The sequence below is a fragment of the Sphingomonas sp. 2SG genome, assembly GCF_005503285.1.
Taxonomy (GTDB): Bacteria; Pseudomonadota; Alphaproteobacteria; order Sphingomonadales; family Sphingomonadaceae; genus Sphingomonas; species Sphingomonas taxi.
Map to the genome: position 1 here is coordinate 1 of NZ_SCMZ01000008.1, position 20619 is coordinate 20619.

General features: G+C 69.1%; 19 protein-coding genes. 11 read left to right on the forward strand and 8 right to left on the reverse strand.

Annotation, left to right across the window (positions count from 1 at the left end; translation table 11 throughout):
* The 4 genes from FFS23_RS05115 to FFS23_RS05130 form a co-directional block, all read right to left on the reverse strand.
* A partial coding sequence (locus FFS23_RS05115; RefSeq protein ID WP_137897721.1) for a TonB-dependent receptor occupies positions 1-2501 on the reverse strand: 2501 nt, incomplete at its 3' end.
* Positions 2502-2584: 83 nt separating this feature from the next.
* Positions 2585-3532 carry a FecR family protein gene (locus FFS23_RS05120; protein ID WP_137897722.1) on the reverse strand — a complete coding sequence of 316 codons (948 nt, stop codon included), beginning with the start codon at positions 3530-3532 and terminating at the stop codon, positions 2585-2587.
* 76 nt (positions 3533-3608) lie between these two features.
* Positions 3609-4097 (reverse strand): RNA polymerase sigma factor, encoded by a 489-nt coding sequence (locus tag FFS23_RS05125; protein ID WP_171009363.1) that lies wholly within the window; start codon positions 4095-4097, stop codon positions 3609-3611.
* Between the two features lie 58 nt (positions 4098-4155).
* On the reverse strand, positions 4156-4665 hold the full coding sequence (locus FFS23_RS05130; protein ID WP_249340529.1) for a hypothetical protein: 510 nt from the start codon (positions 4663-4665) through the stop codon (positions 4156-4158).
* A 392-nt stretch (positions 4666-5057) separates the two neighbouring features.
* On the opposite strand from FFS23_RS05130, the gene FFS23_RS05135 reads away from it, so the two are divergent.
* The 7 genes from FFS23_RS05135 (at position 5058) to FFS23_RS05165 (ending at position 13606) form a co-directional block, all read left to right on the forward strand.
* Positions 5058-5972: a transferrin-binding protein-like solute binding protein gene (locus FFS23_RS05135; protein ID WP_137897724.1), complete on the forward strand. Its 915-nt coding sequence runs from the start codon at positions 5058-5060 to the stop codon at positions 5970-5972.
* A gap of 479 nt (positions 5973-6451) precedes the next feature.
* Entirely contained in the window at positions 6452-8470 is a 2019-nt protein-coding gene (locus FFS23_RS05140; protein ID WP_137897725.1) for an HAD family hydrolase, read from the forward strand.
* On the forward strand, positions 8467-9600 hold the full coding sequence (locus FFS23_RS05145) for a glycosyltransferase (protein ID WP_137897726.1): 1134 nt from the start codon (positions 8467-8469) through the stop codon (positions 9598-9600). The genes FFS23_RS05140 and FFS23_RS05145 overlap by 4 nt, the downstream gene beginning before the upstream one ends.
* Before the next feature lie 196 nt (positions 9601-9796).
* Complete coding sequence (locus tag FFS23_RS05150; RefSeq protein ID WP_137897727.1) at positions 9797-10702, forward strand: galactosyltransferase-related protein; 906 nt, start codon at positions 9797-9799, stop codon at positions 10700-10702.
* On the forward strand, positions 10699-11772 hold the full coding sequence (locus FFS23_RS05155) for a glycosyltransferase (RefSeq protein WP_137897728.1): 1074 nt from the start codon (positions 10699-10701) through the stop codon (positions 11770-11772). Before FFS23_RS05150 ends, FFS23_RS05155 begins: the two co-directional genes overlap by 4 nt.
* A complete protein-coding gene (locus FFS23_RS05160) occupies positions 11769-12686 on the forward strand; it encodes a polysaccharide pyruvyl transferase family protein (RefSeq protein ID WP_137897729.1) in 918 nt (305 codons plus the stop codon). Before FFS23_RS05155 ends, FFS23_RS05160 begins: the two co-directional genes overlap by 4 nt.
* 5 nt (positions 12687-12691) lie before the next feature.
* Positions 12692-13606 (forward strand): glycosyltransferase family 2 protein, encoded by a 915-nt coding sequence (locus FFS23_RS05165; protein ID WP_137897730.1) that lies wholly within the window; start codon positions 12692-12694, stop codon positions 13604-13606.
* Here FFS23_RS05165 and FFS23_RS05170 read toward each other — a convergent pair.
* Complete coding sequence (locus tag FFS23_RS05170; RefSeq protein ID WP_137897731.1) at positions 13603-14091, reverse strand: RES family NAD+ phosphorylase; 489 nt, start codon at positions 14089-14091, stop codon at positions 13603-13605. The two genes, FFS23_RS05165 and FFS23_RS05170, sit on opposite strands and share 4 nt — an antisense overlap.
* Before the next feature lie 23 nt (positions 14092-14114).
* Complete coding sequence (locus tag FFS23_RS05175) at positions 14115-14465, reverse strand: hypothetical protein (RefSeq protein WP_041394159.1); 351 nt, start codon at positions 14463-14465, stop codon at positions 14115-14117.
* A gap of 102 nt (positions 14466-14567) precedes the next feature.
* Here FFS23_RS05175 and FFS23_RS05180 point away from each other — a divergent pair, with 102 nt between their 5' ends.
* Positions 14568-14996 carry a hypothetical protein gene (locus tag FFS23_RS05180; RefSeq protein ID WP_137897732.1) on the forward strand — a complete coding sequence of 143 codons (429 nt, stop codon included), beginning with the start codon at positions 14568-14570 and terminating at the stop codon, positions 14994-14996.
* Positions 14997-15081: 85 nt separating this feature from the next.
* The gene (locus FFS23_RS05185) at positions 15082-16161 is read left to right on the forward strand and encodes a DUF5694 domain-containing protein (protein ID WP_249340530.1); all 1080 of its coding nucleotides are present in this window, start codon (positions 15082-15084) and stop codon (positions 16159-16161) included.
* 46 nt (positions 16162-16207) lie between these two features.
* On the opposite strand, the gene FFS23_RS05190 is transcribed toward FFS23_RS05185, so the two are convergent.
* Positions 16208-16444, reverse strand: coding sequence for a hypothetical protein (locus tag FFS23_RS05190; protein ID WP_041394156.1), 237 nt, complete (start codon positions 16442-16444; stop codon positions 16208-16210).
* Between the two features lie 222 nt (positions 16445-16666).
* Here FFS23_RS05190 and FFS23_RS05195 point away from each other — a divergent pair, with 222 nt between their 5' ends.
* A complete protein-coding gene (locus tag FFS23_RS05195) occupies positions 16667-18691 on the forward strand; it encodes a TonB-dependent receptor domain-containing protein (protein WP_171009364.1) in 2025 nt (674 codons plus the stop codon).
* A 14-nt stretch (positions 18692-18705) separates the two neighbouring features.
* Entirely contained in the window at positions 18706-19188 is a 483-nt protein-coding gene (locus tag FFS23_RS05200) for a hypothetical protein (RefSeq protein WP_137897735.1), read from the forward strand.
* Positions 19189-19204: 16 nt separating this feature from the next.
* Here FFS23_RS05200 and FFS23_RS05205 read toward each other — a convergent pair whose 3' ends face one another.
* On the reverse strand, positions 19205-20398 hold the full coding sequence (locus FFS23_RS05205; RefSeq protein WP_137897736.1) for a PQQ-dependent sugar dehydrogenase: 1194 nt from the start codon (positions 20396-20398) through the stop codon (positions 19205-19207).
* Positions 20399-20619: the final 221 nt, after the last annotated feature.

Here is a 20619-nt window from a genome sequence, read left to right on the forward strand (position 1 = left end):
CGGCCGGAGGCGGGCACCCAGGTGGTCGACATGACGTCATAATAGAAGCGGTCGCCGATATTCTCGGCGCTGAGGTCGAGCCGGGTCGCCGCCCAGGGCTGGAACTGGACGAAGCCGCCCCAGATCGTCTCGTTGTTGAAGGTCTGCGCCGCCTCGGTGGTGACGCGGGCACCGAAGACGTTCACCCGGGCGCCGAGGGTCAGCGCGCGATCGAACAGGCGCAGGCCGAGCGTGCCGCTGCCCGAATAGCGCGGCGGGACATAGACGCGCTGGTAATCGGAGACGAACGGCGTCTCGTCACACTGATCCTGCGTCATGCAATATTCGACGTGATCGTAGCGCGTATAGGCGCCCTCGGCGAACAGGCGGCCGATGTCGTAGCTGCCGCTCACCTCATAGCCGCGGAAGTCGGCGTGATCGATGTTGTACGGCGTGCGCCACCATTTGTAGCCGCCCTCGGTGCAATATCGCTTCTGGTTGCACTGGCGGCGGATGACATAGTCCTGATTGTGGTTGTCGAACCGCGACACCTTCAGCCGGAGCCGATCGCCAGCGAAGAGCAGACCGTCGCGCAACACGTTGACGCCGAATTCGATGTTGTGGGCGCGCTCGGGGCGCAGATTGGGGTTGGGCACCAGATAGGTCCAGGCCATCGCCATCGTCCATTCGCGCAGGCTGACCGGGCGATAGCCCTCGGCATAAGAGGCGTAGACGCCGATGCCCCGGAACGGCGACAGTGTGATGCCGCCGGAGACCGTCGTGCCGCTGCCGCTGCCGATCTTGGACACCGCCCGCAACTCCTTGGTGCTGCGCGGATCGTCGTCGGCGAGATCACGGCGCAGACGATAATATACGTAGCGGGCGCTGCCGTTGAGCGTCAGCCAGTCGGCGACGTCGATGCGGTTGTCGGTGAACAGGCTGGTGATCTGCCGCTCGCCGTTGGCGTTGAGCAGCATGGCCGGTTCCTGCATGTCGTCGCGCGCCTTCTCCAGCGCGAGCGAAACGCCGTTGCTGCTGGTCAGCACCGCGTCGCCGGGCAATTCCACCACCGATCGATTGACCAGCGACGCGCCGGTGTTGCGGGTGTGGAACGGCGCGTCGGACGCGATGCTGCTCTCGACCTTGTCGACCACCGCGCCCTGCACGGTCAGATCGATCAGCGACTGCCCCGCCGGCTTGAACCCGTATTTCGCGGTATAGGTATCGGTCCTGGCGAATTGTTCGGGCTTCTGGTTCTTGCCCTGCGCCCAGAACAATTCGCTCTCCCAGGACTCACCGTAGCGGCTGTCGTAACGGATATAGCCGAGTTCGAGGCTGTGCTCCGGCGCGACGTGCCACGTCGCCTTGAGCAGGCCGGAGGTGGTGTGCTGGCTGGTGTTGAGCACCTCCTCGCCGCGGTCATATTCGCCGACCGGCTCGCCGCCCTGGCGGCCGGCAAAGTAATTGCCCTGATCGCGTCGCGACACCGCGGCGACGAGATCGACGCGGGCGAAACGCGCGCCCAGTGCGACGCTGCCGAAACGGTTGCGGAGCGCCGGCCAGTCGCCGTCGCGGAACCGCGGATGGAAATCCTCGTCCTTGTCGCCGAACCGGCCGCCCGATGCGCCGATCTCGGGCGGAGATACGGTGTTGCTGCCGATGCTGCCGCGCAGGCGCAGCGCGTAATGTTCGCCTTCGGGCACCAGGTCGCCGACCCGCAGGGTCGAGATGTTGACCACGCCTCCGGTATAGCCTGCCCCGGCCGGCCCGCCGGTCGGTCCCTTGTCGATCTCGATGCCGCCGATCAATTCCGGGTCGATCGACAGGCGGTTGTTGCTGCCGGTGTAGCCGCGATAGTCGGAACTGGCCGATTGCGCCCCGTCGACCAGCATCGCGACGCGGCTGGCGCCTTGCAGCCCGCGGATGTTGACGTCGAGCGTGTTGCCGATGTTGGCGCCGCTCGAGATGACCCCGGGTGCGGTCTTGAGGATGTCGCCGATCGCGGTCGGCGGGATCCGGTCGATCGCGGCGCGCGTGACATAGGCCGATGAGCCGGCGGTGCGGAACGGCCGGTCGGCCTCGTCGCGGCGGGTGCCGCCGGCGCCGCGGCCGGCCGCATCGTCGCCTGCGCCGGCGACGTGGAGCGTGGCGAGCGCGACATGCTCGCCGTCGCCGTCCGCCTGTGCCGCGGTATCGGGCAGCAGGGTCAGCGATCGCCCTTCCAGCCGCCCGTGCAGACCGGTGCCGGCGAGCAGCCGGGCCAGTGCCGCCTCACGCGACAGCGTGCCGCTGACCCCGGCGGTCTGCTTGTCGCGGGCGAGTTCGGCCGGATAGGACAATTGCAGATCGGCCTGTTCGGCGAACCGCCGCATCGCCTGTGCCAGCGGTCCCGCCGCGACGTTGAAGCTGCGCGGCTGTTCCGCCGCCTGCTGCGCGCGCGCCACGCCGACCGCCATCGTCGCCGATGCCGCCAGCATCGCCGGCACCATCGCGCCGCGGATCACCCTGCCGAACCGTATCATGAAGCCCCCAAACGCTAATGATTGTCATTACCGTTACGGAAGACGAACGATCGGCGGGATACCCGACCCGGCATCCAAAATAATCAGCCGGCGTAGAGGATCGTCACCCCGCCGAGATCGAGACGGCGCAGGCCGAGCGACGATGCGATCAGCGCCAGCGCCGCTTCGGGACGATCGAGGTCGTAGACGCCATCGACGCGGCGTTGCGCCGCGCGTGGCGACAGGAGGATGCGGCCATGGCGATAAGGCTGCAACGCCGCGATCACGTCGCCGAGCGGCTGGTCGTCGGCGATCAGCCGGCCGCGGAGCAGCGCGACGGCGGCATCGCGATCGAAGCGGCGGTCGGGTGCCAACAGGCCGTCGGCGGTATAGCGCACCTGCCAGCCCTCGCGCAGCGACGTCCCGCCGCGACCGGTGCGCACCTCGACGCGATGCTGGAGGACATCGACCTCGGTCGCGCCGGCGTCGCGCCGTACGATGAAGGCGGTGCCGCGGGCGATCGCCTGGCCGTCGCCGCTGGCGACTGCGAACGGCCGGGCGGGATCGCGGCGGACCGCGAAGGCGGCAGTGCCGCGCAACAGGCGCAGGTCGCGGCGGTTGGCGTGCATGTGCCACGCCAGCGCGCTCTGCGGTGCGAGCCACGCCTGCGAGCCATCGGGCAGGCGGATCAGCCGGCGCTCGCCGATGCCGGTGATAGCATCCGCCTGCCACCGCAGCCGCAGCGCGTCGCCGGCCGGGATCAGCACGGCGAGCGTCGCGGCCGCGGCGCTCGCCGCGAGTGCAAGCCGCGGTCGCGTCCATATCGCGCTGCCGGCGCGGCGACGCGGCCGGCGCGGCGGCACGCGCACGGGCGTCGGCGGCAGCAGGATCGCCGCGAGCCGGTCGTAGGCAGCGGCATGCGTCGGGTCCGCCGCCAGCCATGCGGCAAAGGCGCGCGTCTCGCGGCGCGACAGCGGCCCCGCGTCGAGGCGGACGACCCAATGCGCCGCTTCCTCTGCCGGCGGTACGTCGCGTGGCGGCTGGCGCGTCATGATCCCGGTCCTTTCGATCCTGCTCCCTGCAAGACCAGACGGCCGGGCGCGGCGAAACCCGACCTCGGCCTGACGCTCACGGGTCGGGTTCGTCGAGCGTGCGGGCGATCTGGGCGAGCGCGAGGCGCAGATGCTTCTCGACCATGCCGCGGCTGATGTTCATCCGTTCGGCGATCGTCGCCTGGTCGAGATCCTCGAAGCGGCGCATCAGGAACGCCTCGCGGGCCCGCGGCGGCAGCGTGTCGGCGAGGCGGCGGATGCGGGCGAGCCGGTCGCGGGCCAGCGCCTGCGTCTCGGGCGAGGCGGCGCGGTCGGCGACATCCTCGACGCGATCGCCGGCGTCGACCAGCACCTGCGCGGCGCGGCGGTACCTGGCGCCGCGGTCGATGACGACGCTACGCACGACGCGGAACAGATAGGCGGCGGGGTCGAGGACATGGCCCTGGCGCAGGCCGGGGAGCGCGCGCAGCCAGGCTTCCTGAACGATGTCGCCGGATTCCTCGCGCGGCGCCAGCCGGCCGACGAAACGACGCAACCGGCGATCGAGATCTGCAATGTCACGCACGATCACGGGCGACTATCAATAATGATAATCACCCGCAACAAGGAATCGTATACTCGGATTATGTGCGTCGACGCCTCGACGTGTCGACACCGCGACGGGTCGATGGATGCATCAGCCGCCGACGGGTGAGCGGCGGATCCTCGAACAGGTCGCGGATGGCGCGCCGGCGGAAGGCGTTCCACCAGCGTTGCCAGCGATGTTCGGCGGCATCGTGGAGCATGTGGCAGCGCTGGCACAGAGCGGCGAGGTTGGCGGCGGCATTGTTGCCGGGATCGTGGTCGAGATGCGCGCAGGCGAGCACGACATAAGTGGTGCGCACGCCGGCGAGCGGCACCGCACCGCGCCGCATCGCGATGCGGCGGCCGTCGCCGTCGCGCCAGCCGGTCGCGGCGCCGTCCCACCAGCGGCCGTCGCCGAGATGCGCGACATGGCGGCGATGCGGCCGGCGGCAGCGCTCGCAGCGCGCGCCGGCGCGCACGAAGCGGATGGCGCTGGACACCTGCGGCCAGTCGATCGGGTAGAGCCAGCGGTTTTCGGCGCGGATCGGCATCGCGATTCTATGAATCATCGCCGAGTCGCCGCCAAGCTTAATCGTTACCGCTTTGCGACTTAAGTCGATGACGTTGTAGGCAGGAAGCCTGCCTACACACGACAAATCCGGCAAGATTCACAGTGCGTTTGATGTCGCCGTGAAAGCGGATGGTGTTCCGAATCAAAGTTGTGCCGAGGCACAAATGTGATTGATATAGCGGTGTTATCACCATCATCGGTAATGATAGATGCGAGCGCCAATGCAAGTATGATTTTTATCGAATGAAAAATATGTTTCAATAATAAGAAAAACAACTGCTGGTTTGCTGATGAGATAATTTTTCGAAGGTGCAGCCCTCATAGCCTTGCCATTCTATAATCAAGAAGTGGTGAACGATGTGTTCGCCTGATGTCTATGGAGTGGAAATAATGGCGCGGCGGGTGATGACAGCGATGGTATTGGTGCTAGCCGTAAGTGGATGTGGCTCGGACGGTAAAAACGGCGCAACGTCGTCGGTGCCGGTCACTAACGGATCAACGCCTTCACCATCGCCTTCACCATCGCCGTCGCCGTCGCCAACGGCGTCTCCGTCTCCGACACCCGCGGCAACGCGAACCTACACGTATGAACGGGCCACCGACTTCACGCAGGATCGCAAATTTACCGGTTATGACCGGATCAGCGTCAAGCTGGCGAATGAAAAAGCGCTCAGCATAGAGTTTTCGTCTTCCGAGACGGCGGTCACCAGCTACGCGACACAGGGCGGAAAGATCACGCTCGCGGACAGCACAGATCTGCCTGGTAGCGGTGCGTATTCTGCCGGCGATTTCACGCTGAAGTCGGGACAGCGGGCGACCTACTCCGCTGCGGGCGGCACCGTCAGCATAGGCCTTCCCGATCTGCTTAAGGCGTATGAATATTTTACGTTCGCGTTGTTCAAGGGCTCCAACATCGCCCGCATTCTGGTGGTCGGCTCACCAACCGATCCGAAGGAGATCACGAGCGCGGGTACCCTGACCTATCTCGCGTTGATCCAGGAGGAGTCGAACGACAAGGGCAAGGCTAATGCGCAGGCTTTGACGATCAATACCAGCGCCGGCACAGTTTCGGGTACCATCCCGATGGTCAACAGCTCGGACACGACAACGGATTATGAGTTGACCGGAAAGATTGATGCAAATGCAAAAGTCACCGGCACCTTGCGCAGCAAGGACGGCGCCACCACGGGTCAGTTCCAGGGTCGTCTGTATGGCAAGGGCGGTAAGGAGATCGCTCTGCTGGTCAGCCTCAAGCAGACTGACGGCAGCTTTTTCGGAACGGTCCTCACCGGCCGCCTGAAATAACATCTGATCCCGGCCAAGCGTCTCGCGCTTACCGGCGTGAACGCTTGGTTTTGGTCGTTTGATTTTAAGGCCGGTCGACGTTCGGGGTCTAAGCAAAGTCCCCCCCCCCCGGCCAAGAAAAGATTTGCCTGATTGTCGACTCGGCCTGAAATTCTGCGTTTGCTTTCATAGGAAGTAGATCTCGACCTGCCCGGGTCGCGGCGTGGCATCAACCAGCAGGTTGGCCGGCAAAACTCTTATCGAATAGACCATCCGCATCGTGCACCGGCGCGGCAACAGGCGGATCGCGTCGGAAAGGAGGGGGCCGGCGGGCATGACCTGAACGTCGACCGGCGTTGCGCCGACTGCGCACCATCCATGATCCCCACCCCGTTCTATCTGAATCCCAACCGTCGCTTGCCGACGCAGCCGACTGCTGCCCCCAACGAAACCAATTTGCATCGGTAAACGTTGCGTTCAGACAATAACTTGGGGGTCGTTTGTTCATCCTGCATCTGGCCCTCGGCGGTTGTCTGAAGTCGCCGCCCGTCGCTTATGGGATCACCGCGGATACCGGTGGGCATATCGCTTACGTGCTCGAGGCGGCGCGGGCACAGGCGCGGCGTGACGATGTCGACCAGGTTTCGATCGTCACCCGCCGGTTCGCCGATGCGCGGCTTGACCCCTGCCATGCGCGCGCGCGCGAGACGCTCGACGCCAAGGTGACGATCGACCGGATCGCCACCGGGTCGGAGGCCTATCTGGAGAAGGAGGCGCTCGACGCCGAGCTGCCCGCGTTCACCGCGGCATTTTGCGCGCATCTGGCGGCGCTGCCGCGGCTGCCCGACGTGATCCATGCGCATTTCGCCGATGCCGCGGCGGTTGCGCGCGCCGCGCACGCGCGGTTCGGCATCCCCTTCGCCTATACGCCGCACGCGCTCGGCATCGACAAGCGCGCGGCCGGCCTGGAGGGCGAGGGGCTCGACGCGCGGATCGACGCCGAGCGTGCCGCGATCGCCGGCGCCGCGGCGATCCTGGTGTCGACCCGTGACGAGGCGGAGCGGCAGATCGGCGGCTATGACGTGGCGGTGACGGGGCGTATCCACTGCCTGTCGCCCGGCGTGCCGCAGCGCGACGCGGCCGGCGCCAACGATGCCGACACGCTCGCCGACCGGCTCGGCGACTGGCTCGACCGGCCCGAGCTGCCGATCCTGTTCGCGGTGGCGCGGCCGGTCGCCAAGAAGAACCTCGCCGCGCTGGTCTGCGCCTATGCCGGCGATGCGGCGCTGCGGGCGCAGGCCAATCTGGTCATCCTCGCCGGGCGTCACGATCATGCCGTCGGCGAGGAAGCCGCGGTGCTCGCCGAACTGCATCGCCTCGCGGCGGACCCGGCGCTTGCCGGGCGGATCGCGCTGCCGCCGCGGCATGACGCGGCCGATGTCGCCGCGCTCTACGACCGCGCCGCGCGCGGCGGGGTGTTCGTCAATCCGGCGCTGCACGAGCCGTTCGGGCTGACGCTGATCGAGGCGGCCGCGGCGGGCGTGCCGGTGGTGGCGACGCGCAACGGCGGCCCCGCCGAGATCGTCGCGCGGCTGCACCATGGCGTGCTGATCGATCCGCGCGACGACGCCGGCATCGCCCGTGCCTGCCGCGCGATCATCGGCGATCCCGTCCGCCACGCCGCGCTCGCGCACGCCGGCCGCACGCGGGTCGGCGCCTATTGCTGGACGGACTATGCCGCCGCCTCGGTCGCGATCTATCGCGACATCGCCGCGCCGCGGCTGCTCGCCTGCGATATCGACCATACGCTGACCGGTGACAGTGACGGCGCCGCGGCCTTCGCCGCATGGCGCGGCGCATCGCCGCTCGGCTTCGTCGTCGCCACCGGGCGCGGGATCGAGGCGGCGCAGGCGATCCTGGCGCGCTGGCAGCTGCCCGAGCCCGATGCCTATATCGTCGATGTCGGGACGCGGCTGCTGCTGTCCGACGGTGCCGGCGGCTGGCGTGGCTGCGCCGATTACGCGCGCGCGCTCGACGCCGGCTGGGATCGCGCCGTGGTGGTGCGCGCGTTGGCGCCGCTCGGCGTGACGCCGCAGCCGGTCGCGACCGAAGGGCCGCACAAACTGAGCTTCTTCGGCACCGCGGCGGATGCCGCGGCGATCCGCGCCACGCTCGCTGCGGCGGGGCTGGGCGCGCGGGTGATCTTCTCGCACGGCGAGCTGATCGACGTGCTTGCGCCGGCGGGCGGCAAGGCCGCGGCGATCGCTTTCTATGCCGCGCGCCACGGCTGGTCGCTCGGCCAGTGTATCGCGGCGGGCGACAGCGGCAACGACGCCGACATGCTCGCCGCCTGCGGCCAGGCGATCGTCGTCGGCAATGCCGGCGACGAACTCGCCGATCTGCCCGTGCGCGCCGGTCTGTACCGGGCGAGCGCGCATCATGCGGCGGGGATCGTCGAGGGGCTCGACCGGCTCGGCCTCGTCGCGTCCGCCACCACGCCGCTGGCGCAGGCGGCGTGAGGCCGCTCGGCTATTTCGTCCACCATCAGGGACGCGGCCATGCCGAACGCTGCGCGGCGATCGCCAACGCCTTGCCGCCGACCCGGCCGCTGACGCTGTTCTGCGCGCGCGACGACATCTTCCCGGCGCTCCCGCCGCACGTCGCGATCGTCCGCCTGCCCTCGCTGTTCGAGCCGAGCGGCGACGAGGCGGGGGCGATGGACTGGGTGGCGACGCCCGACACGCTGCATTGCGCGCCATTGGGCTGGCCGGGCATCCGCCGCGCGATGGCGACGCTGGCGAACTGGTTCGACGCGGCCGACCCGGCGCTGATGATCTGCGACGTTTCCGCCGAGATCGCGCAGCTCGCCCGCATCTGCTCGGTGCCGCACGTCAAGATCCTCCAGCATGGCGATCGCGGCGATCCCGGCCATCGCGCCGCCTATGACGGCGCGGCGGGGCTGCTCGCGCCGTTCCACGCCGCGCTCGCCCAGCCCGAATGGGATGCGGGCATGCGCGCCAAGACGTGCTTCGCCGGCGGGCTCGGCGTCGACACCCGCGTCCCCGAGCGCGAGGTGGCGCGGCAGCGGATCGGCGTCGCGCCGGACGAGGAAATGATCCTGGTCGTCGCGGGCGGCGGGGGCGGCGGGTTCGCGGCCGCGCCGCTCGGCGTCGGTGCGCGCGCGACGCCGGCCGCGCGCTGGATCACGATCGGCCCGGTGCAGCGCGACTGGCATGCCACCGAGCCCGCCAATCTCGAGCATCGCGGCTGGGTCGACGATGCCGCCGACCATATCGCCGCGGCGGACATCGTCATCGCCTCGACCGGCAACACCACCTGCCAGCAGATCCTCGCCGCGGGGCGGCCGTGGCTGGCGGTGCCCGAGTGGCGCTATTTCGACGAACAGCATCGCAAGGCCGAGGCGCTCGCCGCGGCTGGCGTCGCCTGCGTGCGGCCGCATTTGCCCTCGTCGGCGGCCGGCTGGAACGCGGCGCTCGCCGAGACGCGCGCCGGCCACCGTCCGGCAGCGCAGCGCGCGATGATCGCCGACGCACCCGCCGAGGATGCGGCGCACTGGCTGGAGGCGCTGAGCGACCGGTTGTGGACGCCGCAGGCGGTCCGCCCTGCTACCGCACCCGAGCAGGCATGACCCCCGCCCCACCCACTCCGTCACCCCGGACCCGTTCCGTGGTCCACTCTGCGGCGCGGTGCGTGGCTGAAGGGGCGAGCGCACGCCTGCGGCTCGGTGGATCCCGGAACGAGTCCGGGGTGACGGATATTGGGGGCAATCTCCTAAGGCCCACGACCCTCACGCACCCCAGCCCTCCTCTCTTACGGAACCCGCTATGACCTCCATCTCCGTCGTCACGCTCGCCAAGGGGCGGCCCGATCATCTCGTCAATCTCGTCCATGGCCTGACGCGGCAGCGCCAGATGCCGGTCGAGCTGATCGTCGCGGTGATGCAGGCGGAGGCCTATGCGCTGCCCGCCGCCCCCTTTCCGATCCGCCAGATGCACGTCGTCGCCGACGCGCTGCCGCTCGCCGCGGCGCGCAACGCCGCAGCGCGCAGTGCGCAGGGCGAGGGGATCGTCTTCCTCGACATGGATTGCATCCCGACGCCCGATCTGGTCGCCGATTATGCCGGCTTCCTCGCCGACACCGATGCGCTGCTGATGGGCGAGGTGCTCTATCTGCCCGGCGGGGCGACCGAGGCCGATCTGTCGATGGACCGGTTCGAGGCGCTTGCGGTGCGCCATTCCGACCGCCGCGGCCCCCCGCCGCAGGGCGTCGAGCGCTGCAACGACTATCGCTGCTTCTGGTCGCTCAACTTCGCGATGCGGCGCGCGACCTTCCTCGCGATCGGCGGGTTCGACGAACGCTATGTCGGCTATGGCGGCGAGGACACCGATTTCGGCAAGACGCTCGACCAGGCCGGCGTGGAGATCGCGTGGATCAAGGGCGGGCGCGCCTATCACCAATATCACCCGCACCATATGCCGCCGGTCCATCATCTCGACAGCGTCGTGCGCAACGCCGAATTGTTCGAGGCGAAATGGGGCTATCGCACCATGGGCCATTGGCTGCACGCCTTCCGCCTGATGGGGCTGGTCGACGACACCGCCGGCCGGCCGGTGCGCATCCTGCGCCGTCCCGGCCCCGAGGATTTCGCGCTCACCGGCCAGCAGAGCCACCAGCCCTATGCCAATACCGCCAGCGTCATCCGCCAGCTCGAGGCGCGCGCCGCGGCATGAGGATTGCGATCCTCGCCCATGTCCGTCAGCGTATCGCGCAGCCGTTCGCGGGCGGCATGGAGGCGCATTGCTGGCAGCTCGCCGCCGGCCTGCAGGCGCGCGGCCATGACGTCACTTTGTTTGCCTCGGGCGACAGCGATCCGCGCTTCGCGATCGATCCCGTCGTGGCGAAACATTACGAATGCGTCTTCCCCTGGGCGGAGCATCGCGGCTCGGCGCCGCTGATCGCGCATCTCGACGCCGGCTATGCCGCCGCCTGCGACCGGATCGAGGCAGGCGGCTATGACGTCGTCCACAACAACAGCCTGCACCGGTTCGCGATCGAGCCGCGGCGCACTGCGGTGACGCCGACCGTCACCTCGCTGCACGTGCCGCCCTATGATGCGTTGCACTGGTTCGTCCGCGCCAGCGCGACGTCGGGGCATCGGCTCACTGTCACCTCGGCGACGCAGCTTGCCGCCTGGTGGCCCGAGGGCGCGCCGGCGCAGGCGTCGGTGCTGCACAATGGCATCGATGCCGATGCGTGGCGCTTTTCGCCGCAGGGCGACGGCAGCGCGCTCTGGTGCGGGCGGATGACCCCCAACAAGGGGCCGCATTTCGCCGCGCAGGCGGCGCTGCGTGCCGGCGTGCCGCTCACCTTGTTCGGACCGGTCGAGGACCCCGATTATTGGGCCGCCGAGGTCGCGCCGCTGCTCGGGCCGACGGTACGCTACGGCGGCCATCTCGCCGGCGCGGCGCTCGCGGCGGAGATGGCGCGCGCCTCGGTGTTCCTGTTCACCCCCTGCTGGGACGAGCCGTTCGGTCTCGTCGCGGCGGAGGCGATGGCGTGCGGCCTGCCCGTCGCCGCCTTCGACCAGGGCGCCGCGCGCGAGGTGATCGGCGAGGCCGGTGCTTTCGCCCCTGCCGGCGACGTCGCCGCGCTCGCCGCAGCGATCGGGACGGCGCTCGCCATCCCCCGCCTCGTGCCGCGCGCGCGGGTCGAGCGGATGTTCACCCGCGATATATGGCTCGACCGGTGCGAGGCGCTCTATCGTGCGGCCGGCGCCGATCGTGCGGTGCTCGCGGCATGACCGCGCCTGCATCGCTGGCGGTGCTCGACGCCTGCTATCGCGCGCATGTCGGCGCCGGCGCGCCTTATGCGCTGGTCGATTTTCCCGATCACGCCAATGTCGGCGACAGCGCGATCTGGCTCGGCGAGCTCGCGATGCTCCGCCGCATCGCCGGCTGTGGACCTGTCTACGTGTCGACATGGCACGACTTTGATGCCGATGCCTTCCGCCGCGCCTGCCCGAGCGGCACCCTGTTCCTCCATGGCGGCGGCAATCTGGGCGACATCTGGCCGCATCATCAGCATTTCCGCGAACATCTGCTGGCGACGGTGCGCGACCGGCCGGTGGTGCAATTGCCGCAGTCGATCCACTTCCGCGATCCCGCCAGGGCCGGGCGGTTCGCCGCGCTCGCCGCGGAACATCCCGATTTCACGCTCTACGTCCGTGATGCACGCAGCCACGCCTTCGCCACCGCGCGGATCGCCTGCCCCGTCGATCTCGTGCCCGATTCCGCGATCGCGCTGGGGGCGCAGCCGCGCGGCGCGGCCGAGGTCGCGCTGCTGATGCTGTTGCGCAGCGACGACGAACGGCGCGATCATGGCGGCGCGCCAGCGGCGCCGGCGCGTGTGGTCGACTGGCTGGACGACGATCCCGATGTGCCAGCCGGTACCGGCGTCGCGGCGCGCGAGGCGCAGGCGCAGGCGCGCGTTGCGCGCGGCCTGCGGCTGCTCGCGCAGGGCGAGGTGATCGTCACCGACCGGCTGCACGGCCATATCCTCGCCGATCTGCTCGGCATTCCGCACGTCGTGCTCGACAACGACTACGGCAAGATCGCCGCTTATGCCGCCGCCTGGCCCGCCGCCACGCCGGTCGCGACCGCGGCGACGATGGCGGAGGCGCACGTCCTCGCCGAACGGCTGCGCGACGCGGGGTGAGCGGCGTGCGTCCCGATGTCAGCCTGCTGGTCTGCACGCGCGACCGCAGCGCGTCGCTGGCCGCGACGCTCGCCTCGATCGACCGGGCGGTTGCGGCGGCCCCGGCGCTGGCGGTCGAGGTGATCCTCGTCGACAACGGCTCGCGCGACGATACGCCGCGGCGACTGGCGGCGTGGCGGCCGCTTTTCCCCGTCCATCGGCTGCACGAGGCGCGGCCCGGCCTCGCCCGCGCGCGCAACCTCGGCCTCGCCCGGGCGCGCGGGCGGATCGTCGCGATGACCGACGACGATTGCGTCCTCCACGCCGATTATTTCCCCGCGCTGGTCCAGGCGTTCGCCGAGGTGGCAGGGCCGGCGATCATCGGCGGGCGCATCCTGCTCGGCGACCCCGCCGACCTGCCGGTGACGGTGAAGCTGGAGGATCATCCGATGACCGCGCCCGCGGGCAGCTTCCCCGGCGGCTTCGTGATGGGCGCCAACCTCGCCTTCACCGCCGACGTGCCGCGGCGGGTCGGCGCGTTCGACGCGCGTTTCGGGGCCGGCGCGCCGTTCGTCGCGGCGGAGGACACCGATTTCCTCGTTCGCGCGATGCGCCAGGATATCGCGCTGCACTACGATCACCGTTTCGTCGTCGACCATCATCACGGCCGCCGGCGGCTCGACGAGGAGACGGCGTTGCTCGCCGGCTATGGCTTCGGCGACGGTGCGCTCTACGCCAAGCACTGGCGCGATCCGCGCATCCGGCGCGCGCTCGCACGCGACATCGCCGACCTGCGCCGCGATCTCACCGATCCCGTCACCACCCATGGCGGCATCCGCGCCTTCTACGCCTTCCGCCTGCGCCACAAGCTGCGCGGCGCGGTCGGCTATTGGCGGCATCGCGCGGACGATGTCCTGCGGCGACGCCGGCCGTCGCGCTAGCGGCCGGTCAGCACCGCCTCGGGATCGAGCAGGGTCAGCGCCGCGCCTTCGCCGGCGAGGCGGGCGTCGTGCCATTGCCACAGCACCAGATTGGTGCCGCCACGGTGCTGGACCGACGGCACCAGCGCGCCCTCGGCGCCGGCATCGCGCAGCGTCTGCGCCAGCGTCCAGCTCGGCGGGATACCGCCGTCCAGCTTGAAGATGCGGCGCCATTGGCAATCGAGGATCGCCGGATCGGCGTCGCGCAGGTCGGCGATCGCCGTCGCGACCAGATCATAGGCGACCAGCGTCCCCGGCCGCACCAGATCCTGATGCATCTCGCGGATCGCGGTATTGTAGTCGGCGGACAGATAGAGCGCGGCCATGCCGGGCGGGTTCCAGCGTCCGCCGGTCAGATGCGCACCGCTGTCGAACGGCTGCCCCTGCCAGCGGACGCCGAGCATCCGCCAGTAGCGCGCGGCGAGCGGATGGAGCGGAACGGCCATGCGCCGGTCAGCTCAGCGACCCGTCACGCATAGACGCCCTGGTCCATCGTCTCGAGCGTCCACAGCACCGCCGCGGCCTCCCCCGCCTCGACCAGTTCCTCGGCGGTCTTGCCGAAACCGGCGATCGGCTGGTGCCGGAACCAGATGATCGCCTTGCCCTCGTCGCCGGACAGTTCGGCCGCGCGCGCGATGATCCGCGCGATCTCGCCGAGCTTGGCCTGCACCGCCGGGCTCTCCGGCTTGGCGGCCATCGTGTTGCGGTTGACGTGCGCCAGCCGCGCCAGCCGTGCCATCGGCAGTCGCAACCGATCCGCCATGCGGCGCGGGGCGATCATGTCGTGATCGCGGATATCATCGAGAAACGCGGCTAGCATGAGTGCACTCCCTGCCCGCTATATGCATTCAAAACAGCCATGACGCAATGGAGCCGCGGTCCGGCTTGCCGGGTTTATCCGTCAGGCAATCAAGGAGGATGTATGACACGCATGACGATCGCCGCGCCGCTGCTGGCGCTGCTCGCCGCGACCGGCGCCTGGGCCAGCGTCGATCCCTCGCCCAAGCCGGGCGGCGTCTACCGGCTCAAGCCCGGTATCTACGTTATGAAGGGCGCGAGCTGCCGCGATCCGGCCAATGCCGAGCTCCGCCAATATGACGGCCGCGGCCTCAGCACCGCACACACCCGCGCCTGTCGCGCCCGGGTGCTGTCGCGCAAGGGGACTCGCTATACCGTCAGCCAGTCGTGCATCGACGCGGGCGCCGGGCCCGCGCCCCGCTTCATCGAGCGCCAGACGGTGAGCGTCGCCGATGCGCTGACCTTCATGCTGGCGACGCGCGGCCCCGCGACGTCCTATCGTTACTGCCCGGTCGACCAGCTTCCCGCCGGGCTGCGCAGCGCGGTGCAGTGATCGTATACCGCTGTATTGCTCACCCAATACAGCGGTGGTAGCATGACGCATCCGCTTTTGGGGGATGCGCATGGTACGCAGGTTTGTGGGTGGGGTCGTAGCGGCGCTGTCGCTGGCTGGGGGAGCAGCGCCGGCGCAGGATTACCACCCCATCTTCCACCCGGAGACGTTGAAAGGACCACCCGTCGGCAGGCCGAACGAAGTGCTGGTGCTCGGGACGCCGCACCTGTCGGGCCTCCCCGAGGATTTCGATCCGGCGACACTCACGCCGCTGCTCGACCGCCTCACGGACTGGCGGCCGACGGGGATCGCGACCGAGGATATGTCCGGCTTGCAATGCGCTGCGCTGCGTCGTTACCCGTCGCGTTATGCCGGGACGGTCGAGGCCTATTGCTTCGATCCCGCACCCGCCGGCCGTGCGATCGGGCTCGACGTCCCCGCCGCCAATGCCGAGGCGGAGCGGCTGCTTGCCGGCTGGCCCGCCGCGCCCTCCCCCGCGCAGCGGCGCCGATTGGCGGCGGTGTTCCTCGCCGCGGGCGAGCCGAATTCCGCGCTGGTGCAATGGCTGCGACTGCCCGCGGTGGAGCACCATGCTGGCGACGGCCTCGACGCCACGCTGGTGGCCGCGCTCGATGCGCGCAGGGTATTGCGTAACGAGAGCAGCCTGATCGCGGCGGTACTCGCCGCGCGGCTCGGGCTCGAACGGCTGTGGAGCGTTGACGACCATTCCGCGGACACGCCCGACAGCCCCGATCCCGCGGAGCGCAAGGCGTATCAGGCGGCGATCGAACGGGCCTGGGACAATCCCGCCAATCGCGCCCGCGTAGCGGCGGAGGCACCGCTGCGGCGCGGCCTGTCGCAGCCCGGCGGCCTGCTCGCTTATTATCGTTTCCTCAATTCGTTCGAGATGCCGCTGCAAGCCTATCGCGCGGATTTCGGCGCAGCATTGATCGAACCATCGCCGCAGCAATTCGGCCGGGGCTATGTCGGTTATTGGGAGACGCGCAACCTGCGTATGGTCGCGAACATCCGCGACGTGCTCGGCCGCTATCCCGGCATGCGGATGCTCGCCATCGTCGGCGCGTCGCACAAAGGGTATTACGAGGCCTATCTCAGCCAGATGCACGACGTGCGGTTGGTCGATCTGCAGGTCGTGCTGCGCTAGCTGCAGGGGGAGCCGGCGACGCGAGGGTCGCCGGCTCCCGATTCGGTCAGCGGCAGACGCGGACGCGGCGGTCGTGGCGGATCACGGTGCGGCAGCGGTCGTGACGGTTGCGCTCGAAGCGGCGGCCGCGATCGTGACGCATGCCGTGCGGACCGCGATGGTCGCGATGCTCGTAGCGGCCGCGATCGCGGTCGTGGTCGCGGCGCTGCGCGTCGGCGGTGCCGACCGTGCCGAGGGTGGCGGCGATCATGCCGATGGCGCCCAGGATCGTGCTGATTTTCATGGATATCTCTCCGCACCCGGAAATGGGCTGGTGGTCAGCATTACGCGACCGACATGACATCGTTCCTGAACGAACCCGCGGAGGGTGGCCGATCAAAACCGGCCCATCCAAGCACTTGTCTTAAATATATTGACTCGCATTAGCTCTTGATCGACCGCGCTGTCCGTCGGTCAGCCTGGAGGTCCGCAGGGGAGCGGATCATGGCGCCGGTCGGGGGATATGATGAGGAAGATCTGGATCACCGCGTTGCTGCTGTCGGCGACGCCGGTGACGGCGTGGGCGCAACAGGCGCAGTCCGTCGACGATGACCACGCGCCGGCGACTGACGACGCGCTGGCGTCCGCGGCAACCGATATCGTCGTGACCGCATCAGGGCAGCGGCAACGCCTGATCGACGTTCCCGCGAGCGTATCGGTGATCACCGCCGAGCAGCTGGCGGTTCGCCCGGTCCGTGATCTCACCGATATCCTCGATCGCAGCGAGGGCGTCACGCTCAACCGCGCGGGCAACCAGCGTACCATCCAGATCCGTGGCCTGCCGAGCAACTACACCTTGTTCCTGATCGATGGGAAACGCGTCAACGCCGGCAATGCGGCGTTCCGCGGCAACAATTTCGATTCCAACTGGGTGCCGGTCGAAGCGATCACACGGGTCGAGGTGGTGCGTGGCCCCTTGTCGTCGCTGTACGGCACCGATGCGATCGGGGGCGTCGTCAACGTCATCACCAAGCCGGTCGGCGATGCGTGGCATGGCACGCTCGCCGCGGACAGCACGGTGCAGCAGGATCATGCGTCGGGCAATTACGACAAGCTCGGCGGCTATGTCAGCGGCCCGCTCCTCCCCGGCACGCTCGGGATCAAACTGTACGGCGGCCATAATGTGCGCGAGGCGGACGCTCCGACGCGCAATGCCGCCGGCGCGACACTGGCCGGATTCGACCGGGTCGAGGAGACGTTCGCCGACGGGACGCTGGTCTGGACCCCCGACCGGCGCAACAGCGTCTCGCTCAATTACGGCTACAACCGGCTGCTCCATGGCGACACGCCGTTGACCCGTCGGAGCGCGGCGCTGACCTATGAGGGGACGTTCGACTGGGGCCACGGCCAATTGCGTGCCTATGGCAACCGCATCCGCAACCTGGCCGGCAACGTGTCCGGCAGGGTTCAGCCCAATCGGGCCAGCGATGGGCAGGTCGACGGGCGACTGACCGTGCCGGTCGCCGCGCTGCGCCAGACCTTCACCGCGGGCGGCGAATATCGCGATCAGGCCCTCTACGATCCCGCGCATCTGACCGGCATGCCCGGCGTTCCGGGGGGCAGCATGCGGCCGAGCACCCGGGTCGGCCAATGGGCGCTGTTCGGCGAGGACGAAATTCGGATCGTCGATCGTCTGCGGCTGACGCTGGGCGACCGTTATGATCGCCACGAGCATTTCGGCGGGCGCCACAGTCCGCGCGCCTATCTGGTCTGGCATCCCGTCGATCGGGTGACGCTCAAGGGCGGCTGGGCGCGCGCCTTCCGCGCCCCGACCCTGCTCCAGAATGCGCCCAATTGGGGGTCGGTGTCATGCGGCAGCGCGACCGCCGGCTGCTACATCATCGGTTCGACCGCCCTGCAGCCGGAAACCAGCACCAGCTACGAGGCGTCGGCGCGGTTCGACGGCACGGGCATGTCCGCCGGCGTTACCCTCTTCCGCAACGAACTGCGCAACCAGATCAGCATCGTCAACCGCACGCGCGATCCACAGCTGGCCCGCGCCTATCCCAATTTCGTCGGTATCCTGCCCGATGGCCGTCCGATCTTCCGTTACGAGAATCTGGCGCGGGTGCGGACGCAGGGGGTCGAATCCAGCCTGCGTGCCGACGTGACCCGTCGGCTCGAGGTGACCGCCAACTACAGCTATCTCGATGCGGTCAACCGGTCGTCCGATCCGGCACTGCCGGTCGCCTATACGCCCGCACATTCCGCCAACCTGTCCGCCAATTGGCAGGCGGGCAATGCGTTCGGCTGGTTCGCGACCGCCAATTACGTCGGCCGCCAATATCTCAACGTCTCGCCCAACCCCCGCTATACCGTCACGCGCGACGGCTATGCGACGGTGGACACGTCGGTCAGCTACCGCTTTCCACGGCTGACGCTGCGGGCCGGGCTGCTCAACCTGTTCGACGTCCGCCAGGATAGGCTGACCAGCATCGACTATAACGAGGACGGCCGACGTGCCTTCGTCTCCGCCGCGGCGCGGTTCTAGCGCGCGGGAGTGCCTTGCACAGCGCGCTGCGCGGCGCGGCGCGCGTCGCCGCTATAATAAGGATCATCGCGGATATCCGGGGGGACGGCGTGGATCGGGCAGGGATACAGGAGCAGGCGGAGGAATTCGTCGCATATTATCAGGATGATACGGGCAGCGCCTTGGATTATTCCGAAGCGGGCATCGGTCAGATGGACGCATTTCTCGAAGGGCTTCACCAGAAGAGGGTCGATCCGGCGGACGTCGCCGATCTGGTGATCGGCGTGGCCTGCTATGTCGGCGAGGTGATCCGGCGCAATCTCGGGGGCGCGTGGGCGGACGACGGCGATGCCGCGGCGCGCGGCGGCATGGTCTTCAACCCCAGCATCGTCGTCGGATCGCTGCCGATCCGGCCGGTCGATGCGGTCTGCAACCGCATCAAGACCGGCGAAGCGGAGTCGCTGTCCGGCTGTTATGCCAGCCTGGCGCGGCGCGCGACGGAGCGATCGTCGACGTAACGGCGCCTCGCCTCCCCTATCGCGGCGTCAGCTGGACCAGCGCGCCCCCGGATCCGTCGCGCAATACCCAGAGCGTGCCGTTCGGCCCTTCCTCGATCTCGCGGATGCGGTTGCCGAGGCCGATGCGCGCGACCTCGCTGGCGGTGCTGCCTGACACCCGGACGCGGACGATGCTCTGCTGCGCCAGCCCGGCGAGCAGGAAGTCGCCGGTCCAGCCGGAAAAGGCGGTGCCGCGATACTGGATCATCCCGCCGGGCGCGATCACCGGCGTCCAGCTGACCAGGGGCGGCGTATAGGCGGGGTTGGTGGCGTGGCGCGCGATCGGCGTGCCGTCGTAATTGTCGCCCTCCGACACCCGCGGCCAGCCGTAATTCTTGCCCGCCTCGATCAGGTTGAACTCGTCACCGCCCGCCGGTCCCATCTCGGATTCGAACAGGCGGCCGTCGCTGGCGAAGACCAGGCCATATGGATTGCGATGGCCGAGCGACCAGATTTCCGCACGCGCGCCGGCGGTCGCGGCGAAGGGGTTGCCCGATGCGGCGCTGCCGTCGAGCGTGATCCGCACGATCTTGCCGAGCGTCCCCGACAGATCCTGCGCCGGCGTGCCCTGCTGGCGCTCGCCGCTGGTGACGAACAACGTCCGGCCGTCGGGCGCGAAGGCGAGCCGCGCACCCAGCTGCCCGCCGGTGGTCGCCGGCGTCGCGCGCCAGATCACCGCCAGGTCGGTCAGCCGCGGCGTGGTGGCGAGATCGAGCGTCGCACGCGCGACGGCGAGCTGCTGGCCGCCGCTGGCGGGCTCGGCATAACTGATCCAGATCCGCGCATTGCTCGCGAAACCGGGGTCAAGCACGACGTCCTGCAGGCCGAGCTGGCCCGAGAAGGTGACGCGCGGCACCCCGGCGACCTGCGTCTTGCCGCCGGTCTGGGTGACGAGCTGGAGCTGCCCCGATTTCTCGGTGACCAGCATCCGCCCGTCGGGCAGGAACACCATCGCCCAGGGATTGTCGAAACTGGCGACGACGCGCTGGTCGACCGCGGTCACCGCCGGGGTCGGGGTCGGCGTCGCGGTCGGTGTCGGCGTAGGGGCCGGCACCGGTGTCGGTGTCGGTGCGGGGCTGCCGATCGGGGCGGCGTCGCTGCCGCCGTCGCCATCGCCGCATGCGGCCAGCGCCAGCGCCAGCGCGATCGGGACATACAGGCCTGGCCGCATCACGTCATGCTCCCGTTGCGGCCCGTCGAAGGCCCCCGCCGCTGCGGAATGCGCCTGCGACTTCGACTAAACGTATGACAATCAAGGAGGATGCCGCGTAAAGAGGGTGAACGGCCGCTACACTATCCTGGATGAGGGCTTGCCCGCCGCCCGTCGTGTCAGGCACGATGTTTCCATAACCCAGGATGTTGCCTGCCGCATCCGGGCACGATATCTCGCGT

Excerpts from the sequence above, each read along its gene's own strand:
- FFS23_RS05120 (WP_137897722.1), bottom strand. The coding sequence starts at position 3,532 with ATGACGCGCCAGCCGCCACGCGACGTACCGCCGGCAGAGGAAGCGGCG.
- FFS23_RS05130 (WP_249340529.1), bottom strand. The coding sequence starts at position 4,665 with ATGATTCATAGAATCGCGATGCCGATCCGCGCCGAAAACCGCTGGCTC.
- FFS23_RS05135 (WP_137897724.1), top strand. The coding sequence starts at position 5,058 with ATGGCGCGGCGGGTGATGACAGCGATGGTATTGGTGCTAGCCGTAAGT.
- FFS23_RS05150 (WP_137897727.1), top strand. The coding sequence starts at position 9,797 with ATGACCTCCATCTCCGTCGTCACGCTCGCCAAGGGGCGGCCCGATCAT.
- FFS23_RS05155 (WP_137897728.1), top strand. The coding sequence starts at position 10,699 with ATGAGGATTGCGATCCTCGCCCATGTCCGTCAGCGTATCGCGCAGCCG.
- FFS23_RS05160 (WP_137897729.1), top strand. The coding sequence starts at position 11,769 with ATGACCGCGCCTGCATCGCTGGCGGTGCTCGACGCCTGCTATCGCGCG.
- FFS23_RS05170 (WP_137897731.1), bottom strand. The coding sequence starts at position 14,091 with ATGGCCGTTCCGCTCCATCCGCTCGCCGCGCGCTACTGGCGGATGCTC.
- FFS23_RS05175 (WP_041394159.1), bottom strand. The coding sequence starts at position 14,465 with ATGCTAGCCGCGTTTCTCGATGATATCCGCGATCACGACATGATCGCC.
- FFS23_RS05180 (WP_137897732.1), top strand. The coding sequence starts at position 14,568 with ATGACACGCATGACGATCGCCGCGCCGCTGCTGGCGCTGCTCGCCGCG.
- FFS23_RS05190 (WP_041394156.1), bottom strand. The coding sequence starts at position 16,444 with ATGAAAATCAGCACGATCCTGGGCGCCATCGGCATGATCGCCGCCACC.
- FFS23_RS05195 (WP_171009364.1), top strand. The coding sequence starts at position 16,667 with ATGAGGAAGATCTGGATCACCGCGTTGCTGCTGTCGGCGACGCCGGTG.
- FFS23_RS05205 (WP_137897736.1), bottom strand. The coding sequence starts at position 20,398 with ATGCGGCCAGGCCTGTATGTCCCGATCGCGCTGGCGCTGGCGCTGGCC.